Raw genomic sequence first — 17,533 nt, 5'->3', positions numbered from 1 at the left:
TCGTCACTGCTCGGCCAAAGAGTGTTGCATCATTGCGCCCCTCGCCCGTCTGATTCGGGGCGACGACGATGAGTTCAAGCCGATGTTCCGCTTTTTCGAGACCCGGATCGATTTCCGGAAACAGCCGCCCGAGGAGCCGCCGCCGGATACGCTGTGGGGGTTCTACTGGCACTTCATCGCCCAGGCGAAGGGCCTCTTCATCGCGCTCTTCGCGCTCGGCTTCGTGCTCGCGATCTTCGAGGCGCTGATCCCCTATCTCATCGGCCGCCTGGTCAACGCGCTCTCGCACAGCTCGCCCGAGGGCATTTTCAGCGAGGCGGGCCCGCTGCTGATCACCATGGCGGCGGTCATCCTGCTGGTGCGGCCCTTCGGGACGATCCTGTTCCGGCTCCTCGTCAACCATTCGCTCGCGGTGTCCTTCACCACGATGGTGCACTGGCAGAACTACTGGCACGTGGTGCGTCAGCCCCTCGCGTTCTTCCAGGACGATTTCGCCGGCCGCATCGCCAATCGAGTGCTGCAGACAGGAAGACCCTTGCGCGAAAGCATCCTGTCGGTCGCCCGCGCCGTGTGGCAGATCCTGATCTTCGGCGCCGCCTCCATCGGCCTCCTCGGCACGCAGGACATCCGCCTCGCCCTGCCGATGGCGGGATGGTTCACGCTCTATGCCCTCCTGCTGGTCGTTGCCCTGCCGCGGATCCAGAAGCGGTCGCGCGTGTCGAGCGAGGCGCGTTCCGCCGTGACCGGCAAGGTGGTGGACAGCTTCACCAACATCATGACGGTGAAGCTGTTCGGGCGCCGAAAGGAGGAGGACGACTACATCAGCGAGGGCTATAGCAGGCTCAACGACGCCTTCATGAGCCAGCAGCGGGTGAACACGGTCTATGTCGCCGCGCTCACCCTCATCAATGCGGTGTTCCTGGTGGCGACCGGTGCCATGGCGGTGTGGCTGTTCAGCGCCAACCGGATCGATGCCGGCACCATGACCACGGCGCTTCTGCTCTCCACGCAGATCGTCTCCATGTCGGGCTGGGTCGCCTTTGAGGTCATGAGCATCTTCGAGAATGTGGGCACGGTGCAGGAGGGCATGAAGACGATCTCGCGCCCGCTCGCGATGCAGGACCTGCCCGACGCGAAACCGCTGAACGTGTCGCGCGGCGAGATCCGCTTCGAGAATGTCAGCTTCAGCTACGGCGAAGGCGATACGGTCATCGACGGGCTCGACCTCACCATCCGCCCGGGCGAGAAGATCGGCCTCGTCGGCCGCTCCGGCGTCGGCAAGACCACGCTCGTCAACCTGCTCCTGCGCTTCTTCGAGCCGCAGGAGGGCCGCATCCTGATCGACGGTCAGGACATCGCCGGCGTCAAGGAGGAGAGCCTGCGCGCGCAGATCTCCGTGGTGACGCAGGACACCTCCCTGCTGCACCGCTCCATCAAGGAGAACATCCTCTACGGGCGGCCACAGGCCGGCGACGACGCGATGGCCGCGGCAGCGCGCCAGGCGCATGCCACGGACTTCATCGAGCGGCTCGCCGACGGGCGCGGACGGCGCGAGTTCGAGGCGCATGTGGGCGAGCGCGGCGTGAAGCTGTCAGGTGGTCAGCGCCAGCGCATCGCCATCGCCCGCGTGATCGTCAAGGATGCGCCGATTCTGGTGCTGGACGAGGCGACGTCGGCCCTCGATTCCGAGGTCGAGGCCGCGATCCAGGAATCGCTTGCCACCCTGATGGAAGGCAAGACGGTGATCGCCATTGCGCATCGGCTCTCGACCCTGCAGCTCATGGACCGCCTGATCGTCATGGATGACGCGCGCATCGTCGAGGAGGGCACGCACGAGGAACTGCTGGAAAACGGCGGCCTCTATGCCGGCCTGTGGTCGCGCCAGTCCGGCGGGTTTCTCTCGGCGCGCAAGGGCGTGGCGGACGAGGCGGTTTAGAGGTTCGATTGCGCCAGGCCGAGATGTTCACCACGTCATCACCGGCCCTGTGCCGGTGATCTCGATACGAGGAACACCGCGCTTCACCGCATCGGGATGGCCGGCACGAGGCCGGCCATGACGTGGTGAGTGAGGACGCCACAGTGTCATTCCCGGCCAGAGCGCAGCGAAGGGGAAGGGAATCCATAGCGCTGAGCGTGTGGGTGGATCCCCTTACCGGCCTGCGGCCGCCGGGGATGACAAGCGCATGCTCCCCTGGCTGGAGACCTTATGCAGCGTCGGCTCGTCTGCACTGCGAAAGGCGAACGGCCTTCTCCCTTTCACGTCGGCACGAACCTGATATTGTCGCGCCGTTCATCTATTGCGAGACATAATAACATTATGAACAACGATCGCCTGAGCCTTGAAGCCATTTCCCGCCATGTCGATGCCAAGGCCGACGATTACTGCGCCTTGAGCGACCGCATCTGGGCCGCACCGGAGCTCGCCTTCGAGGAGCATCGTGCGGTCGCCGAGCAGATCGCCATGCTCGAGCGCGAGGGCTTCCGCATCGCCAGGAATGTGGGCGGCATGGCCACCGCCTTCGTCGCGGAATGGGGCTCGGGCGGCCCGGTGGTTGGCATCCTCGGCGAGTTCGACGCCCTGCCCGATCTCGCGCAGGTCTCCGGCGTCACCGAACATAAGCCGACCACCGGCGGAACGCCGGGCCATGGCTGCGGCCACAACCTGCTGGGAGCCGGCTCCGCCTTGGCCGCCGTCGCCCTCAAGGATGCGCTGGAGCGTGAGGGCATCGCCGGCACGGTGCGGTATTACGGCTGCCCGGCGGAGGAGAGCGGCTCCGGCAAGACCTTCATGGCCCGGGCCGGCCTGTTTCACGATCTCGATGCGGCCTTCTGCTGGCATCCGAGCCTCGTGAACGAGGTGCAGACTAGCTCGTCGCTCGCCTGCATCCAGGCCTATTTCCGCTTCAAGGGCCGCGCGGCGCATGCGGCGGCGGCGCCCCATGTGGGCCGTTCCGCGCTCGATGCGGTGGAGCTGATGAATGTGGGCGTCAACTACATGCGCGAGCACATGCCCTCCGATGCGCGCGTGCATTACGCCACCACCAATACCGGCGGCAGCGCGCCGAACGTGGTGCAGGCCTTTGCCGAATCGCTCTATCTCGTGCGTTCGCCGCATCTGCCCGATGCGGAGCGCCTGTTCGAGCGCGTGAAGAAGATCGCCGAAGGCGCCGCGCTGATGACTGAGACTTCGGTCACGGTGCAGATCACCGATGCCACCTCGAACGTGCTGCCGAACAAGGCGCTGCAGGAGGCCATGTACGAGAACATGCGCCGCCTCGGCCCGCCCGCCTTCGACGCGGCCGACGTCGCCTTCGCGGAAAAATTGCAGAGGGAGGCGCTGACCGAGGAGGAGATCTTGGCCAGCGTGAAGCCGCACGATCTGTCGCTGAAGAGCAAGGTGCTGCACGACGGCGTGCTGGCCATGCCGGCGCGGGAAGAGGTCATGATGGGCACCACCGATGTCGGCGATGTCAGCTGGATCGTACCTACGGTGCAATGCCACACGGCGTGCTTTGCCATCGGCACGCCGTTCCACACCTGGCAGCTCGTGACTCAGGGCAATCTGCCGGCCGCGCATAAGGGCATGGTGCTCGCCGCCAAGGCCATGGCTGCCACCGCGGCCGATGTCCTGCGCAATCCGGAACTCGTCGCCCGCGCCAAGGCGGAGCTGAAGGAGCGCAACGGCGGGCGCGACTATCTCTGCCCGATCCCGGCGGACGTCACGCCCGACGACCTGCGCGCGAAAGCGGCTTAATCCTTTCAACGTCATAGCCGGGCCTGTGCCGACCATGACGTGGAAGGGTGCGCATTCGCATGCGATCCTTGCGCTTGCATTTCGGCAAGATCGCCTTGGCGTGGCGCTGGCTCGTAACGGCATGCTTGCAGGTCTATCTTCATCGCAACACTGATGGAGACAGCACCATGAAGCTGACGGGAATTCACCATTTGACGGCCGTGACGGCCAATGCACCGGGCAACCACGCCTTCTACACGCAGTCCCTAGGGTTGCGCCTCGTCAAGAAGACGGTGAACCAGGACGACGTGAGCGCCTATCACCTGTTCTATGCGGACGGAAAGGCCTCGCCCGGCACCGACATCACCTTCTTCGACTGGCCGGTGGAGCGCGAGAAGCGCGGCACGCACAACATCGCCCAGACCGCCCTGCGCGTGAACGGCGAGACGGCTCTGAAATGGTGGAAGGATCGGTTCGGCAGCCTGAATGTCCGCAGCGATGAGATCGTGGAGCGCGATGGGCGGCTCTCCCTCGATTTCGAGGATTTCGAGGGCCAGCGCCTGAGCCTCGTCGACGATGGCGGCAAGGGCGAGTTCCATCCTTGGGAGCGCAGCCCGGTTCCGGTCGAGCACCAGATCCGCGGGCTCGGCCCGATCCGCATCAGCGTGCCGAAGCTCGAGCGCACCGCCCGGGTGCTGACGGAGGCCATGGACATGCGCGCCGCCCGCGAATACCGCATCGGCGATACACCGGTTCATGTGTTCGAGATGGGCGAGGGCGGACCTGCAGCCGAGCTGCATGTGGCGGTCGAGCCCGGCCTGTCACCGGGGCGTCCCGGCGCGGGCGGCGTGCATCACGTGGCCTTCCGCACGCCCAACGAGCAGACCTATCAGGAATGCTGGGAGAGGTTGCAATCCCTGAAGGCGCCGTCGAGCGGCCCGGTGGACCGCTATTACTTCCAGAGCCTGTATTTCCGCGAGCCGAACGGCATCCTGTTCGAGATCGCCACCGACGGTCCGGGCTTCGCCACCGACGAACCCATGGACAAGCTCGGCGAGAGCCTTGCCCTGCCGCCGTTCCTGGAGCCGCGGCGGGCCGAGATCGAAGCCGGCCTCAAGCCGCTCTAGGTCAGGCCTCATATCCTTCCTGAACAAAGGCCGCCTCCGCCTAGCGCTGAGGCGGCCTTTGCACGTTTCCGCTACGCTTCGATAACTATTACAAAATAACACCGGCAGATTCGTCGCTTTTACTTGCGAGACAGAGTTGTGTAACACTTTGCTCAAATTTATGTGTTGCTATCGCTTGTAATACTTTTCCGTAGGGGATCCGCATGCTTGGGGCCAAGGTGAAAACAGGTCTGATGGGGGCGCTTGTCGCGTTCGTCGGAATCGTAGGTGCGGCTTACGCCGCGACGCTCGCCGCCCCGACGGAGCGGCCGGTCCTGACGATCACGGGCAAGATCGGCGTGACCAACAAGGACAACACGGCGCAGTTCGACCGCCCGATGTTGGAATCGCTCGGCATGGTGGCCGTCGAAACGACGACGCCCTGGCATGAAGGCAAGGTCAAGTTCGAAGGCGTTCCGGTCGACAAGCTGATGAAGCAGGTCGGCGCGACGGGCGACCGCGTCGTCGTGACGGCCCTGAACGATTACACCACCGAGATCCCGATGGAGGATTTCGCAAAGTACAAGGTGATCTTGGCAATCAAGCGCAACGGCGAATACATGCCTGTGCGCGACAAAGGTCCCCTGTTCATCATCTATCCCTATGACAGCGATCCCGAGCTGAAGAGCCAGACCTATTATGCCCGCTCGGCCTGGCAGGTTGCCAAGATCGATGTGAGATAGCGAAGGCAAGGCTGCTTCCGGAGGCTGCCCATTTGTCGCTGCGCACGTTCAAAACGGTCATTGCCATCGTGATTGGCGGCTTCATGGTCGCCGGCGCCTATATTTCGGTGCTGGTGGTCGAACGCCAGGGTGCGCTGCGGCAGATCTCCGCCTATAACCCCGCCTGGGAGGCCAGTCAGGCGGCATCCGAATTCATTCGCCTCGAGCATCGGCTTGCGCAGGTCGAGCGGCCGGACAGCGGCGTCGACAAGGATGAGGTCGAGCTGCGCTACGACATCCTCGCCGGGCGTGTGCACATGCTCAACGAGGGCGATTTCCACGAGCTGCTCCGGCGCGATCCCGAACATCAGGTCACCCTCCGCGGGCTGGAAAAGGCCCTCACCTCCATCGAGCCGCTGATCAAGGAGCTGGACCGTCCCGGCACCGTCAGGAAGATCATGGAGGTCCTGCAGCCGTTCGAGGGCAGCCTGTCGCAGATCGCGTCGACGGCGCTCATGTATGGCTCGGAGGTGATCCGCAGGGATCAGCAGGAACTCATTCGCCTGCACTGGGTCTTCTCCGCCATCGCCGCCAGCCTGATCCTCATCGGAATTGTGCTGATCGCGCTTCTCAACCGCCACAACCGCCTGCTCGGGCGCGCCCACCAGGAACTGCACGTCCTAGCCCACCAGGATGCGCTTACCGGCCTTCCCAACCGGGTGGTGCTGCGCGAAAAGCTGGAACAGGCCCTCGCAGGGATGAGGCCGCAGGGCCGCACCGTCTCCGTTTCCTATCTCGATCTCGATCACTTCAAGGACGTGAACGATTCTTTCGGCCACGAAACCGGCGACGAATTGCTCAAGGCGGTGGCCGACCGGCTGCGCGCCTGCATTCCCCCCGGGGAGGGCCAGGTTCGCAACCTGATCTCCCGGTTCGGCGGCGACGAATTCGCCATCCTGCAGACCGGGATCCGCAGGCCGGAGGAGAGCGCCGCCCTGGCCTCGCGCGTCGTTCAAGCCCTGCAGGAGCCGTTCAGCGTGAACGGCCAGGAGATTTTCATCGGCACGAGCATCGGCATCGCCCTGGCGCAGCGGCACATGAACTCGAGCCAGATCCTGAAGAATGCCGACATGGCGCTCTATCATGCGAAGGCGGACGGGCGCGGCACGTTCCGCTTCTTCGAGCCGGAGATGGATGCCCAGCTCCAGGCCCGCCGGGTGCTGGAAGTGGATCTGCGCAAGGCGATCGGCAACGGAGAGTTCGAGCTCTTCTACCAGCCCCAGATCAACATCGAGGCCAACGAGATCGGCGGCTTCGAGGCTCTTCTGCGCTGGCATCATCCCGAGCGCGGCCTGGTTCCGCCGGCGGAGTTTATCCCCGTCATCGAAGATACCGGCCTCATCTCGCCCCTGGGCGACTGGATCATCGAGGAGGCCTGCAGGGAAGCGGCCTCCTGGCCGCGGGACATCAACGTCGCCGTCAATCTCTCGCCGATCCAGTTCCGCAACCGCGGCCTCGTGCAAAGCGTCACCCGGGCTCTCGCGGTGTCGGGACTTGCGCCGCATCGGCTCGAGCTGGAGATCACCGAGTCGGTCCTTCTCCAGGACAGCGAAACCACCGTGTCCACGCTTCATCAGCTGCGCCGTCTCGGCGTGCGCATCGCCATGGACGATTTCGGAACCGGCTATTCGTCCCTGAGCTACCTGCGCAGCTTTCCGTTCGACAAGATCAAGATCGACCAGTCTTTCGTGCGGGAGATGTCCCAGCGCACCGACTGCCTGGCGATCGTGCAATCCGTCGCCAGTCTCGGCGCGAGCCTCGGCATGCCGACCGTGGCCGAAGGCATCGAGACGGAGGACCAGTTGCGCCAGATCCAGGCCGCAGGCTGCACCGACGCCCAGGGCTATTACTTCGGGCGGCCCAAGCCGGCGCGGGAGCTGGTTCACACGCTCGCCGCCCTCAAGCACAAGGCCAAGGTGGCCTAACGGAAACGATCCGAAAGCGGCGAGAGACGGGATCCCCAAGCTTGGCTGCGCCAGGCTCCTCTCCTAAGATGGGGCGTGATGACGAATTTCTTCGAAAGCCCTTTGCAGGGGATCCCCCTGTCGGAGCAGGTGACCAATCCGCATATCAAGGTCGGACGGTACAGCTATTATTCCGGCTATTACCACGGCCATTCCTTCGACGACTGCGCCCTCTACCTGCTGGCCGACGAGCCGGAGGTCGACAAGCTGATCATCGGCAGCTTCTGCTCCATCGCGACGGGCGTCACCTTCATGATGCACGGCAATCAGGGCCATCGGCGCGACTGGGCCTCCACCTTCCCGTTCTTCTACATGAACGGGGACGGCGCGTTCGGGAATCCGCAGGATCCGTTCGTTCCCGCCGGCGACACGGTGGTCGGCAACGATGTCTGGATCGGCGCCGAGGCGATGATCATGCCGGGCATTACGATCGGCCATGGCGCCATCATCGGAAGCCGGGCGGTGGTGACCCGCGATGTGGAACCCTACACCATCGCTGCCGGAAATCCGGCGAAGCCGATCCGCAAGCGCTTCTCCGAAGTGGAGATCGCCATGCTGCTCGAGATGGCTTGGTGGGACTGGCCCGTCGAGCAGATCAAGGATGCAATGCCGCTTCTCTGCGCGTCCGATATTGCCGGGCTCCATCGCTTCTGGCGCGAGCGGGAGGTGCGGATGCCAGACACCATATGACCGAAAGGCCATGAGAGAAAATACCTCGCCGCACTTTGCCGGAATCGGTGTCCTATGTTACGCAGGATCAACCTGCCGGAGCGTCATTCCGGCATGAGCGCGTGGGGGCTGGCCGCGTTTCACGCCGAGAAAACAGACGATAGCCATTCGTGGGAGCAGGTTTGATGAAGACATATTGCGAGTTCACGTTCGATGCGGCGCATTCGGTGGCTCCCTATTCCGGGCTGCACGGACATACCTTCATCGTGAAGCTGACCTTCGGCGGAGCCGTCGATGAGGTTTATGGCTGGCCGGTCAACCTCTACGACGTCGAAAACTACATCAAGGAAATCAAGGGCGAGCATGGATCGGGCCTGGATCACGGGAACCTCGATCTCAACCCCGCGATCGGCGTCGCCTCGCTCGAGAACGTCACCAAATACGTCTGGAAGCTGGTGAAGGAGCGCTTCCCGGGGCTGGAGGAGGTCGAGCTCAAGCGCGGCATGGCCGGCTCGCAGGAAGGCTGCATCTACCGCGGTGAGGAAGCGGCCCGGGCCGGCAGCCTCGCGGCCTGACGCATTCGTCATCCGGAGCAAAAAGAAGCCGCCCGAAAGGGCGGCTTTTTCCATTTGCCGTGTGGCTCCAGCCTTTAGGGCGTGTAGGCGAAGGAATAGGAGGCGGTCAGGCCGAAGCCGTACTGGTTCTCCGAGCCAAATTGCTTGACGATCGGGCTGTCGGCGGCGTCGCCCACGAGGCGCTTGTAGGTCACGAAGGCGGTCGTCGACCATTCCGGAGACCAGGTGTAGGTGAGAGCGCCCGTCGCGCCGACCGATGTGATGCCGCCCGAGGGGTCGTAAGGCGTCACCTGGCCGTTCAGCGCCGCCTCGGCGGGCGTCACGCCGAAATAGGTCTGGGTGAACTCGCTGTCGCCGAGCGCTAGCCGGGGACCGATCGAAACCGTGAAGGCGCCGAACCTCTGGACGGCGTCGAGGCCGAAATCGGCGACGAAGCCCTCATGCCCGTTGAAGCCGCGCCGGATCTCGGCGCGGGCGCGCAGGAAATCCAGGGGCCAATATTCCACGAAGACACCGGGCTCGATCGCCCAGTCGACCTTCGCCAGGCCGTAAAGCTCTCGATTGTCCTGCAGGTAGCGACCGCCCTGGAAGCGGCCGACGACGCCGATGCGGAGCACGGATTCATCCAGGAACGAGAAGCTCAGGCCGTCATCGGGGGCGCTGTAGCGCTCGACCGTACCGGGGCGGCGGAAGCTGAGCGAGGGATAGCCGATGAAGCCGTATTCGTCCGAGCCCGGATAGGACGGCCCGACCCTCACATTGCCCTTTACGGTGACGATCCAGCCCTGGGAGGATTGAATCGGCTCAGGGGAGAAGAGATCGGCCGCCTGAGCTGCGGTGGCACCGGTCGTGAGGGCGGCGAGGAGGGCAAGGGATGGGGCAGCGCGCATAGCTCTTCCGTTTCGAGACTCCACCCTGCCGTGGTGGCCTCAAACGGCCGTAAGGTCAAGCATCCGTTGCGCCTATGGTTTCGCTATCGTGACGCAAGGGATGAGCGGGAGCCGAGAACTTTCGGGGAGCCGAGCGGTTGACGACGGATAGATCGTTGCAATGGGAGAGCTTCTTGTCTGCAAGAAACGACAGCCGGCAACAGCCTGATGAATTCTACCCCAAGCCTCCCCCGACCGAGCCGCTGCCCGCCATGCCGATCCCTCCCGAGACGCCTCTGCCGTCGGTTCCGCCAAGCGCGCCCTCATCCCTTCCGGAGCAGCCGCCGGAGTCCGAAAAGCCGGTGCTCCACCCGATGCTGCCGCCCGAAGTTCCGTGAGGATTCGGGCTCCCCGGATCGTTCCGAACGTGCGACATGACGGTACTGGCACGGAGGCGGCTTCCCGCACATGAAGGCAGCGCATCGCATCAAGCTCTTCGAGGATATCTATACCCGCGACGAGGGGCGCTGCGTCTATTGCTGCAAGCCCGCGCGCCGTCCGGGACGGGGCGTGAAACGCGCGCCCGACCTCGCGACCCTCGATCATGTGGTTCCCAAGTCCACCGGAGGCCCGCTCGCGCGAGACAACCTCGTGCTCGCCTGCTCCGCCTGCAACAACGAGCGGGGCACCATGGATGCCGAGACCTTCCGGGCGCTGAAGGCGGTGCGACGGGACGGGTGAGGGCCGGCATCGGCGTGGAACAGGGTCCTTCGCATCGACGTTCGACAGCAGGATCGTTTCAAGGCGAAAGGACTGGGTCGATGAATATCGAGGATCAAGTGCGCAACGCCATCGTCGCCGAACTGAAGCGCCAGTCGGAGGTAGGCGAGCAGGGGCTTCGCGTCAGATCGGGCGACGCCGAGATGATTACCGTCGAGGGAAAGGTCAATCTCGACGAGCTGACCATGGCGGTGGTTGGATCTCTCGCCGGCGGTCCTTAAGCCTCTGCAACAATGTCAGGCTTGAAAGACCACGTTCGTGCCGTAAGACGTGTCGGGACGACGTAGGGAGCGCATCTTGGCCAGGCAGGACATGACCATTCGGACGGAGGACGGAAACGCCAAGGCGGGGCTGTTCCACCCAGGCGCGAAACCGACGGCAACCGCGCCCGGCGTCATCCTCTACATGGATGCCTTCGGGCCGCGCCCTGCCCTCGATGCCATGGCCGAGCGTCTTGCCGGCGAGGGTTATCTCGTCCTGGTTCCCGATCTCTTCTACCGCTTCGGCGATTACGGCCCCTTCGATGCCAGGACGGCTTTTGCCGAAGAGCCCAGCCGCAGCGCATTGCGGAGCATGATCGACGGCACGAGCCAGGACATGACCCGGCGCGATTCGGGCGCCTTCATCGCTGCCCTAACGGAGGCGGGCGCAACCGGGCGCATCGGCACGGTCGGCTATTGCATGGGCGGCAGCCGCGCCATCCGTGCGGCGGCGGCCTATCCCGACCGCATCGCCGCCGCGGCGAGCTTCCATGGCGGTCGCCTCGCCAGCGATGCGCCGGACAGCCCCCATCGTCACGTGGCGACGATCAAGGGGCGCGTCTATGTCGGCAGCGCGGGCGTCGATGGCAGCTTCCCGCCCGAGCAGTCCGCCCTGCTGGCGGAGGCCCTGCGCCGGGCCGAGATCGATCACATCATCGAAAACTATGTCGGTATGGCCCATGGCTGGGCCGTCCCCGACCACAGCGTCTACGACGAGCGCGGCGCCGAGCGGCACTGGACGCGCCTGCTCACCTTCTTCGACGAGACGCTGCGCTGAAACCTCTCAGGTGAGGGAGGCTTTAGCGGGAAGCGGAAACAGACCGGTGAACGTTTTCGCCAACGCCCGGTCGCCCTCGACCTGGAGCACGCCGGCCTGTTCCAGCACCTCGAGCGGCTGGCCGCCATAGATCGCGCCGGCGAGAACCGGCGGCGTGCCGGTGAGAACCAAGTCTGCTTCCTCGATGGAGCCGCGTGCGATCTCGATTTTCCCGTCGGCCAGATGCGCGAGGAATGTTTCTTCGCCGAGGCAAAAGCCGATCCTTCCTGCAACATCCTTCGCCCGTTCCGCATCGAGCATCGTCCTGAGCGAGAGAAAGAACGAGGCGGCGCTGAACGGCAGGGCCGGGTTGTGCGACGGGGAGCGCGCGGCCCAGCGTCCGAGAGCCTGGAAGATCGGCTCGCTCTCATAGCCCCACTCGGTCAGCTCGTAGACCTGCGAGGCCGCCGGCGGCGGCAGCCGGCGCTTGAGGAGAACGCCGGCCGCTTCCAGGCTCTCGAGGCGCTGGGTGAGGACATTGGCACTGATCCCGGGAAGGCTCTCGCGCAGGTCGCTGAAGCGCTTCGGGCCCAGCATCAGCTCGCGCATCACCAGGAGCGCCCAGCGCTCGCCGACGAGGTCGAGGGCGTGAGCCGCAGCGCAGGCGTCCTCGTAATGACGCTTGGTGCGGGCCTCAGCAGGTTCAGTTATTTTTTCTAACGGCATAGTTGCTATTTATAACTTTCCGTGGAATCAATGTCAAATCACAAGCCAGAGGAAGAGCCCGATGCCCAAGCTGATCTTCGTGAACCTGCCCGTTGCCGACCTTCCCAAGTCCATTGCCTTCTACGAGGCCTTGGGCGCCGTGAAGAACGAGCAGTTCACCGACCATACCGCCGCCTGCATGGTCTTCTCCGAGACCATCCATGCGATGCTTCTGACCCACGAGAAGTTCCGCCAGTTCACGCCCAAGGCGATCGCCGACGCGAAGAAGACGAGCGAAGTGCTGATCTGCCTCTCTGCCGACAGCCGCGACGAGGTCGACGCGACGCTCGCCAAGGCGACCTCTGCCGGCGGCAAGGCCGATCCGGGTCCGCAGCAGGATTACGGCTTCATGTATGGCCGCAGCTTCGAGGATCCCGACGGCCACATCTGGGAGATCATGTGGATGGATCTGGCGGCCGCGCAGGAGGCCATGGGCGCCAACACCGCTGCGTGAGTGAAGAGAGCTTCCAGGGAGCAGAGACATGACCGACCCAAACGCCAAGCACGAACTCTCGATCACGCGTTTCATCGCGGCCTCGCCGGAAGCCGTCTCAAGGTCTGGACCGAGCGCACCGGCGAATGGTGGGCGCCTCGCCCCTACACGACGCCTGTCGTCGAATTCGATCTTCGTCCCGGCGGCAGCGCCCGCACGGTGATGCGCTCGCCCGACGGCACCGACATGCCCCATGGCGGCGTGTTCCTGGAGGTCGTGCCCAACCGCAGGATCGTCATGACCGATGCCCTCAAGCCGGGCTGGATTCCGCAGGAGGCATTCATGGTCGCCATCATCACCTTCGAACCCGAAGGCTCGGGCACGCGCTACACCGCCCGCGTGCTGCATTGGAGCGAGGAGGCCATGAAGCAGCACGAGGAGATGGGCTTTCACGAGGGCTGGGGCATCGTGGCAGGCCAATTGGCGGATCTGGCCGAAGGCCGGTCCGCAGCCTCGGCAGCGTGAGGAGGATGCGATGACGGCAGCGCAGCACATGGCAACCGCACCGGCGGAGTCGAAAGGTGCCATCGTCTGGACCGGACGAATCCTGAGCGGCCTCGTCGTTCTGTTTCTTCTGTTCGACGGAGCGATCAAGCTGGTTCCGCTTCAGGTGGTGACAGATACGGTCATCCCGCTCGGCTGGCCGACCGACGCCACAACCTGGCGTGCGCTCGGCATCGTGCTGATCGCCTCCGCCCTGCTCTATGCCTATCCGCGCACCTCGGTGCTCGGCGCGATCCTGATCACGGCCTATCTCGGCGGCGCCGTCGCCACCCAGATGCGGGTGGGCTCCCCCCTGTTCAGCCACACCCTGTTCGGCGTCTATCTCGGCATCATCCTGTGGGGAGGTCTCTGGCTGCGCGATCCGCGTGTGCGGGCTCTGCTGCCGATGGCGCGCTAGAGCATCGGACCCAAAAGTGGACCCACTTTTGGGATCCAATCCGATGCTCCACTCCTTGAAGAGCGCATCGTTGAACGCGGCCCTTCGGGTCCGCACGATGCGCTAGCGCCTCGCCGGTTGCTCCCAAAGGTCGCCTCTCAGGCGACCGCGGAGGCGAGCTGGATCTGCAGCCCGTCGATCGTCACGCGGTTGCGCCCGGCGGCCTTGGCCTTGTAGAGCGCGTCGTCCGCGCGCTCGATCACGTCCTGGATATCCCGGTCGTCGGGCCCGGCCAGGGCGCCGCCGACGCTGACGGTCACCGACAGCGTCCGGTCCTGGTACGCGATCGCGAGCGCCTCGACGGCGCGGCGCAGGTTCTGGGCGACGGTGATGATCCCGGTCTCGTCCACTTCGTGGATGAGGACGATGAACTCCTCGCCGCCGAAGCGGGCGATCTTGTCGGTGGCGCGCAGGGTTCCGTTCAGCGCGGTTCCGATGGCTTGGATCACCACGTCGCCGGCCGCGTGCCCATAGGTGTCGTTGACCGCCTTGAAGAAGTCGATGTCGAGAAGCAGCACGGCGAGGGAATGCCCGTGGCGCCGATGCAGGCCGAAGGCCTCATCGGCGAGCAGCGCGAAGCCGCGCCGATTGAGCAGGCCCGACAGGGGATCCGTCTCAGCAAGCTGGCGCAGGGCCATCTTGTCCTTCTCATGCTGCGACGACGCCTCGATCACCTGCTGCTCTGCCGCGCCGGCCCGCCGGAGAAGCGAGCGGAGTGCCGCCGAGAGCCTGACGATTTCCGCCGACCCGGAAACGCGGGGCACCTGCGAGATCGTCGGGTCGCGACCGATCTTGTCGGCCGCCTCGATGATGGTCTGCAAGGGGCGTGCGACGCCCCTGGCGATGAAGCGGGCGCAGATGAGTCCGATCAGAGCGATGACGAGACCGAGGCCCATGATCGTCCAGACGATGCCCTTGGTCGCCGCGAAGGCGACGCTGTCCGGCTGGCGTGCAATCACGATCCAGTTGAGGCCCGGATAATCCCGGTAGCCGCCCGCGACGGCGAAGCCGGTGAGCATGGGCTCCGTGCCCGACGGATCCTCGAAGGCCCCCGCCGTGGCTTGGCGCATGGCGCGGACGCGCTCCTCCGGAAACGGCTTGCTGCCGATATCCGGCCCGAGCAACATCGTGCCGTCGCCGGAGAGGATCCAGAGCGATTTTCCGCCGGATAGGCTCTGGCTGCCGAGCACGGCCCGCCGCCGCTCTTCGGCCCAGGTCCAGCTCAGATGGGCGCCGACCACGCCGATGACGCGACCGGTTTCGTCGCGCACGGGCGCCGCCACGTCGACGAAGCGGAAGGGCTCGTTGTTCGGCGCAGGCCCCAGAAGAGTGGCGAGGAGCTTCGCTTCATGCACGTCGCCGACGGCCGGCCCCTTGAGCCCGTCCTGAAACCACGGACGCTCACGGACCGACTGCCCCTCGAGCATGCCCTTCGTCGCCGCGCGGACCGTCCCGTCGGGCGTCGCGTATCCGATCCAGGCGTAATCGGGATAGGAGGTCCGCAGCTGCTCGAGCACCTGACGGATCACCGCCGGATCACCGGCCCAGATGTCCTTCAGGGGCGGCATGGCGGCCAGATTGCGGGCTTCCCTGAACCGCTCGAACATGCCGCGGTCGAGAAGGCTCGCGGTGAGAACCGCATCCTGGGTCTCGTTCTCCATGACGATCTGCCGGACCCGGCTCTGGGCGATGTAAGCCGCCCCCGCAGCCAGGATGCAGACGAGGGCCAGACACAGCACGCCGACCAGCAGAGTGACCTGCTGCCGGAGAGACCAATGCCGCATCGCTATCATGAAAGCCGTTCGCCAAGGGAGATGAGAACCGAAACGGTGAGCCTTATATCGGCATAAGCTTGCGCGTGTCACCCTATTACGCGGAAAGTTATGGTTGGGGTCTCCCGGCGGCGATTCCGGGCAGGATTGAAAAATTCAGCTTGGCCATGCAAGCTTCGCGCGATTGCGGGGAAGAGCGATGATCCTCTATGTCTTGGCGCTCCTGATCGGAGTGATAGCCGGCCTGCGTGCGATGACGGCGCCGGCAGCCATCAGCTGGGCGGCCTCTCTCGGCCTCCTCAATCTCGAAGGAACCTGGCTCGCCTTTCTGGGCTATCGGTGGACGCCATGGATCATGACGGTCCTCGCTATCGGCGAACTGATCGGCGATCAGCTTCCCACCACGCCGAGCCGCAAGACGCTGATGCCTTTCGCCACCAGGATCATCATGGGCGGCCTGTGCGGCGGCGCCATCGCGGTGCAGGGCGGTTCCTTCCTCGGCGGCCTTGTTGCCGGCGCACTCGGCGGTATCATCGGGACATTGGGAGGAGCGGAGGGCCGCGCGCGTCTCGCCGCCGCCTTCGGCAAGGACCGTCCCGCCGCCCTGATCGAGGATGCTGTCGCGATTCTCGGAGCGGTGCTGATCGTGGGAGCGCTGCCATGACGCAAACCTTCGATGCCATCGTCGTCGGCGCCGGACAGGCGGGGCCTTCGCTGGCCGCACGGCTGGTTGCGGCTGGCATGAAGGTCGCCGTCGTCGAGCGTAAGCTGATCGGCGGGACCTGCGTCAACACCGGCTGCATGCCGACCAAGACGCTGGTGGCGAGCGCCTACGCCGCCCATCTCGCGCGACGGGGCGCGGATTACGGGATCGCGACCGGCCCGGTCGGTATCGACATGAAAAAGGTCAAGGCCCGCGCCGACACCGTCTCGACGAATGCGCGCACGAATCTGGAGACATGGCTGCGCGGCATGGACGGCGTTACCGTGATCGTGGGCCATGCCCGTTTCGAGGGGCCGGACACGCTGCGCGTCGGAGACGAGTTGCTGCAGGCGCCGCGCATCTTCCTCAATGTGGGCGGCCGGGCCAGCGTTCCCGACATGCCGGGCGTCGGCACGGTCGACTACCTCACCAACACATCGATCCTTCAGCTCGATGCGGTTCCTCGGCATCTGGTCGTGGTCGGAGGCAGCTATATCGGCCTTGAATTCGCGCAAATGTACCGCCGCTTCGGCGCGGAGGTCACCATCGTCGAGAAGGGGCCGCGCCTGATCGCCCGCGAGGACGAGGATGTCTCGGAGGCCATTCGCGACATCCTTTCCGCCGAGAGGATCGCTATCCGCACGAATGCCACCTGCATCGGCTTCAAGCCGCATGCGGACGGCGTCGCGGTCGATGTCGACTGCACCTCCGGCGATCCGTTCGTCGTCGGTTCGCATGTGCTGCTTGCCGTCGGACGCCGGCCCAACACCGACGATCTCGATCTCGACAAGGCAGGCGTAACGACTGATGCGCGCGGCAACATCGTCGTGGACGAGTCGCTTGCGACGACCGTGCCCGGCATCTGGGCGCTCGGCGACTGCAACGGCCGCGGCGCCTTCACGCACACCGCCTACAACGATTACGAAATCGTCGCCGCCAACCTGCTCGACGGCGCCGCGCGCCGCGTCAGCGAGCGGATCCTCGGCTATGCGCTCTACATCGACCCGCCGCTCGGCCGCGTCGGCGTGACGGAGACGGAAGCCCGCAAGAGCGGCCGCAGGCTTCTCGTCTCCAAGCGCCCCATGACGCGGGTCGGGCGTGCGATCGAGAAGGACGAGACGAAAGGCTTCATGAAGGTCGTCGCCGATGCCGAGACGAAGGAGATCCTCGGGGCCGCGATCCTGGGAACCGGCGGCGACGAGGCGATCCACGGCGTACTCGACATGATGAATGCCAAGACAGCCTATCCGACGCTGCAATGGGCGGTGCCGATCCACCCGACCGTCTCGGAACTGATCCCGACCGTTCTGGGCGACCTGAAGCCCGCGATCTGAGACGTTCACGCGACGCCTTGCAAGCTTATCC

The 17,533-nt window shown here is 65.0% G+C and carries 18 protein-coding genes and 1 pseudogene; 16 read left to right on the top strand and 3 right to left on the bottom strand.

The annotated features are described in order from the left end of the window. Positions 1-82 precede the first annotated feature (82 nt). The 7 genes from BB934_RS11775 to BB934_RS11745 all read left to right on the top strand — a co-directional run bounded on the left by BB934_RS11775 (position 83) and on the right by BB934_RS11745 (position 8,829). A complete protein-coding gene (locus BB934_RS11775) occupies positions 83-1,936 on the top strand; it encodes an ABC transporter ATP-binding protein (RefSeq protein WP_099512776.1) in 1,854 nt (617 codons plus the stop codon). A gap of 381 nt (positions 1,937-2,317) precedes the next feature. Beyond that, entirely contained in the window at positions 2,318-3,754 is a 1,437-nt protein-coding gene (locus tag BB934_RS11770) for a M20 family metallopeptidase (RefSeq protein ID WP_099509801.1), read from the top strand. A gap of 167 nt (positions 3,755-3,921) precedes the next feature. Then, positions 3,922-4,860 (top strand): ring-cleaving dioxygenase, encoded by a 939-nt coding sequence (locus BB934_RS11765; RefSeq protein WP_099512773.1) that lies wholly within the window; start codon positions 3,922-3,924, stop codon positions 4,858-4,860. Between the two features lie 203 nt (positions 4,861-5,063). Beyond that, positions 5,064-5,582, top strand: coding sequence for a putative pterin-binding protein (locus BB934_RS11760; protein ID WP_099509800.1), 519 nt, complete (start codon positions 5,064-5,066; stop codon positions 5,580-5,582). A 32-nt stretch (positions 5,583-5,614) separates the two neighbouring features. Then, positions 5,615-7,546, top strand: a complete 1,932-nt coding sequence (locus BB934_RS11755) for a putative bifunctional diguanylate cyclase/phosphodiesterase (protein ID WP_099509799.1) — start codon at positions 5,615-5,617, stop codon at positions 7,544-7,546. 78 nt (positions 7,547-7,624) lie between these two features. After that, positions 7,625-8,275: a type B chloramphenicol O-acetyltransferase gene (gene catB, locus BB934_RS11750; protein WP_099509798.1), complete on the top strand. Its 651-nt coding sequence runs from the start codon at positions 7,625-7,627 to the stop codon at positions 8,273-8,275. 164 nt (positions 8,276-8,439) lie between these two features. Further along, the gene (locus BB934_RS11745) at positions 8,440-8,829 is read left to right on the top strand and encodes a 6-carboxytetrahydropterin synthase (protein ID WP_099509797.1); all 390 of its coding nucleotides are present in this window, start codon (positions 8,440-8,442) and stop codon (positions 8,827-8,829) included. 74 nt (positions 8,830-8,903) lie between these two features. Here the strand turns inward: BB934_RS11745 and BB934_RS11740 are convergent, their stop codons facing one another. Then, positions 8,904-9,719 carry a MipA/OmpV family protein gene (locus BB934_RS11740; protein ID WP_099509796.1) on the bottom strand — a complete coding sequence of 272 codons (816 nt, stop codon included), beginning with the start codon at positions 9,717-9,719 and terminating at the stop codon, positions 8,904-8,906. A 173-nt stretch (positions 9,720-9,892) separates the two neighbouring features. On the opposite strand from BB934_RS11740, the gene BB934_RS47020 reads away from it, so the two are divergent. The 4 genes from BB934_RS47020 (at position 9,893) to BB934_RS11725 (ending at position 11,516) form a co-directional block, all read left to right on the top strand. Then, positions 9,893-10,096 carry a hypothetical protein gene (locus BB934_RS47020; RefSeq protein WP_157934138.1) on the top strand — a complete coding sequence of 68 codons (204 nt, stop codon included), beginning with the start codon at positions 9,893-9,895 and terminating at the stop codon, positions 10,094-10,096. 70 nt (positions 10,097-10,166) lie between these two features. After that, positions 10,167-10,439, top strand: a complete 273-nt coding sequence (locus tag BB934_RS11735) for an HNH endonuclease (protein ID WP_099509795.1) — start codon at positions 10,167-10,169, stop codon at positions 10,437-10,439. Between the two features lie 80 nt (positions 10,440-10,519). Beyond that, positions 10,520-10,699, top strand: a complete 180-nt coding sequence (locus BB934_RS11730; protein ID WP_099509794.1) for a hypothetical protein — start codon at positions 10,520-10,522, stop codon at positions 10,697-10,699. Positions 10,700-10,790: 91 nt separating this feature from the next. Then, a complete protein-coding gene (locus BB934_RS11725) occupies positions 10,791-11,516 on the top strand; it encodes a dienelactone hydrolase family protein (RefSeq protein WP_162299214.1) in 726 nt (241 codons plus the stop codon). Positions 11,517-11,522: 6 nt separating this feature from the next. Here the strand turns inward: BB934_RS11725 and BB934_RS11720 are convergent, their stop codons facing one another. After that, complete coding sequence (locus BB934_RS11720; RefSeq protein WP_099509792.1) at positions 11,523-12,221, bottom strand: winged helix-turn-helix transcriptional regulator; 699 nt, start codon at positions 12,219-12,221, stop codon at positions 11,523-11,525. A 61-nt stretch (positions 12,222-12,282) separates the two neighbouring features. Between BB934_RS11720 and BB934_RS11715 the strand changes: the two genes are divergently transcribed. The 3 genes and pseudogenes from BB934_RS11715 to BB934_RS11705 all read left to right on the top strand — a co-directional run bounded on the left by BB934_RS11715 (position 12,283) and on the right by BB934_RS11705 (position 13,654). Further along, entirely contained in the window at positions 12,283-12,714 is a 432-nt protein-coding gene (locus tag BB934_RS11715) for a VOC family protein (protein WP_099509791.1), read from the top strand. Between the two features lie 28 nt (positions 12,715-12,742). Then, positions 12,743-13,218, top strand: a pseudogene (locus BB934_RS11710) (SRPBCC family protein). 10 nt (positions 13,219-13,228) lie between these two features. Beyond that, on the top strand, positions 13,229-13,654 hold the full coding sequence (locus BB934_RS11705; protein ID WP_099509790.1) for a DoxX family protein: 426 nt from the start codon (positions 13,229-13,231) through the stop codon (positions 13,652-13,654). A 137-nt stretch (positions 13,655-13,791) separates the two neighbouring features. Here the strand turns inward: BB934_RS11705 and BB934_RS11700 are convergent, their stop codons facing one another. Next, positions 13,792-15,477, bottom strand: a complete 1,686-nt coding sequence (locus BB934_RS11700) for a sensor domain-containing diguanylate cyclase (RefSeq protein WP_162299157.1) — start codon at positions 15,475-15,477, stop codon at positions 13,792-13,794. Between the two features lie 190 nt (positions 15,478-15,667). Between BB934_RS11700 and BB934_RS11695 the strand changes: the two genes are divergently transcribed. Next, positions 15,668-16,129, top strand: a complete 462-nt coding sequence (locus tag BB934_RS11695) for a DUF4126 domain-containing protein (RefSeq protein ID WP_099512771.1) — start codon at positions 15,668-15,670, stop codon at positions 16,127-16,129. Then, positions 16,126-17,502 carry an FAD-containing oxidoreductase gene (locus BB934_RS11690; protein ID WP_099509788.1) on the top strand — a complete coding sequence of 459 codons (1,377 nt, stop codon included), beginning with the start codon at positions 16,126-16,128 and terminating at the stop codon, positions 17,500-17,502. The genes BB934_RS11695 and BB934_RS11690 overlap by 4 nt, the downstream gene beginning before the upstream one ends. Positions 17,503-17,533 lie beyond the last annotated feature (31 nt).

Source organism: Microvirga ossetica, assembly GCF_002741015.1.
GTDB lineage: Bacteria > Pseudomonadota > Alphaproteobacteria > Rhizobiales > Beijerinckiaceae > Microvirga > Microvirga ossetica.
The sequence above is the reverse complement of the archived record's forward strand: the minus strand, read 5'-3'. Positions and strand labels throughout refer to the sequence as shown.

Bases quoted from the DNA above. Each gene is read 5' to 3' on its own strand.
- BB934_RS11760 (WP_099509800.1), top strand. From the start codon at position 5,064: ATGCTTGGGGCCAAGGTGAAAACAGGTCTGATGGGGGCGCTTGTCGCG.
- BB934_RS11725 (WP_162299214.1), top strand. From the start codon at position 10,791: ATGACCATTCGGACGGAGGACGGAAACGCCAAGGCGGGGCTGTTCCAC.
- BB934_RS11775 (WP_099512776.1), top strand. From the start codon at position 83: ATGTTCCGCTTTTTCGAGACCCGGATCGATTTCCGGAAACAGCCGCCC.
- BB934_RS11715 (WP_099509791.1), top strand. From the start codon at position 12,283: ATGCCCAAGCTGATCTTCGTGAACCTGCCCGTTGCCGACCTTCCCAAG.
- BB934_RS11720 (WP_099509792.1), bottom strand. From the start codon at position 12,221: ATGCCGTTAGAAAAAATAACTGAACCTGCTGAGGCCCGCACCAAGCGT.
- BB934_RS11770 (WP_099509801.1), top strand. From the start codon at position 2,318: ATGAACAACGATCGCCTGAGCCTTGAAGCCATTTCCCGCCATGTCGAT.
- BB934_RS11735 (WP_099509795.1), top strand. From the start codon at position 10,167: ATGAAGGCAGCGCATCGCATCAAGCTCTTCGAGGATATCTATACCCGC.
- catB (WP_099509798.1), top strand. From the start codon at position 7,625: ATGACGAATTTCTTCGAAAGCCCTTTGCAGGGGATCCCCCTGTCGGAG.
- BB934_RS11745 (WP_099509797.1), top strand. From the start codon at position 8,440: ATGAAGACATATTGCGAGTTCACGTTCGATGCGGCGCATTCGGTGGCT.
- BB934_RS11700 (WP_162299157.1), bottom strand. From the start codon at position 15,477: ATGCGGCATTGGTCTCTCCGGCAGCAGGTCACTCTGCTGGTCGGCGTG.
- BB934_RS11740 (WP_099509796.1), bottom strand. From the start codon at position 9,719: ATGCGCGCTGCCCCATCCCTTGCCCTCCTCGCCGCCCTCACGACCGGT.
- BB934_RS11730 (WP_099509794.1), top strand. From the start codon at position 10,520: ATGAATATCGAGGATCAAGTGCGCAACGCCATCGTCGCCGAACTGAAG.
- BB934_RS11705 (WP_099509790.1), top strand. From the start codon at position 13,229: ATGACGGCAGCGCAGCACATGGCAACCGCACCGGCGGAGTCGAAAGGT.
- BB934_RS11765 (WP_099512773.1), top strand. From the start codon at position 3,922: ATGAAGCTGACGGGAATTCACCATTTGACGGCCGTGACGGCCAATGCA.
- BB934_RS11690 (WP_099509788.1), top strand. From the start codon at position 16,126: ATGACGCAAACCTTCGATGCCATCGTCGTCGGCGCCGGACAGGCGGGG.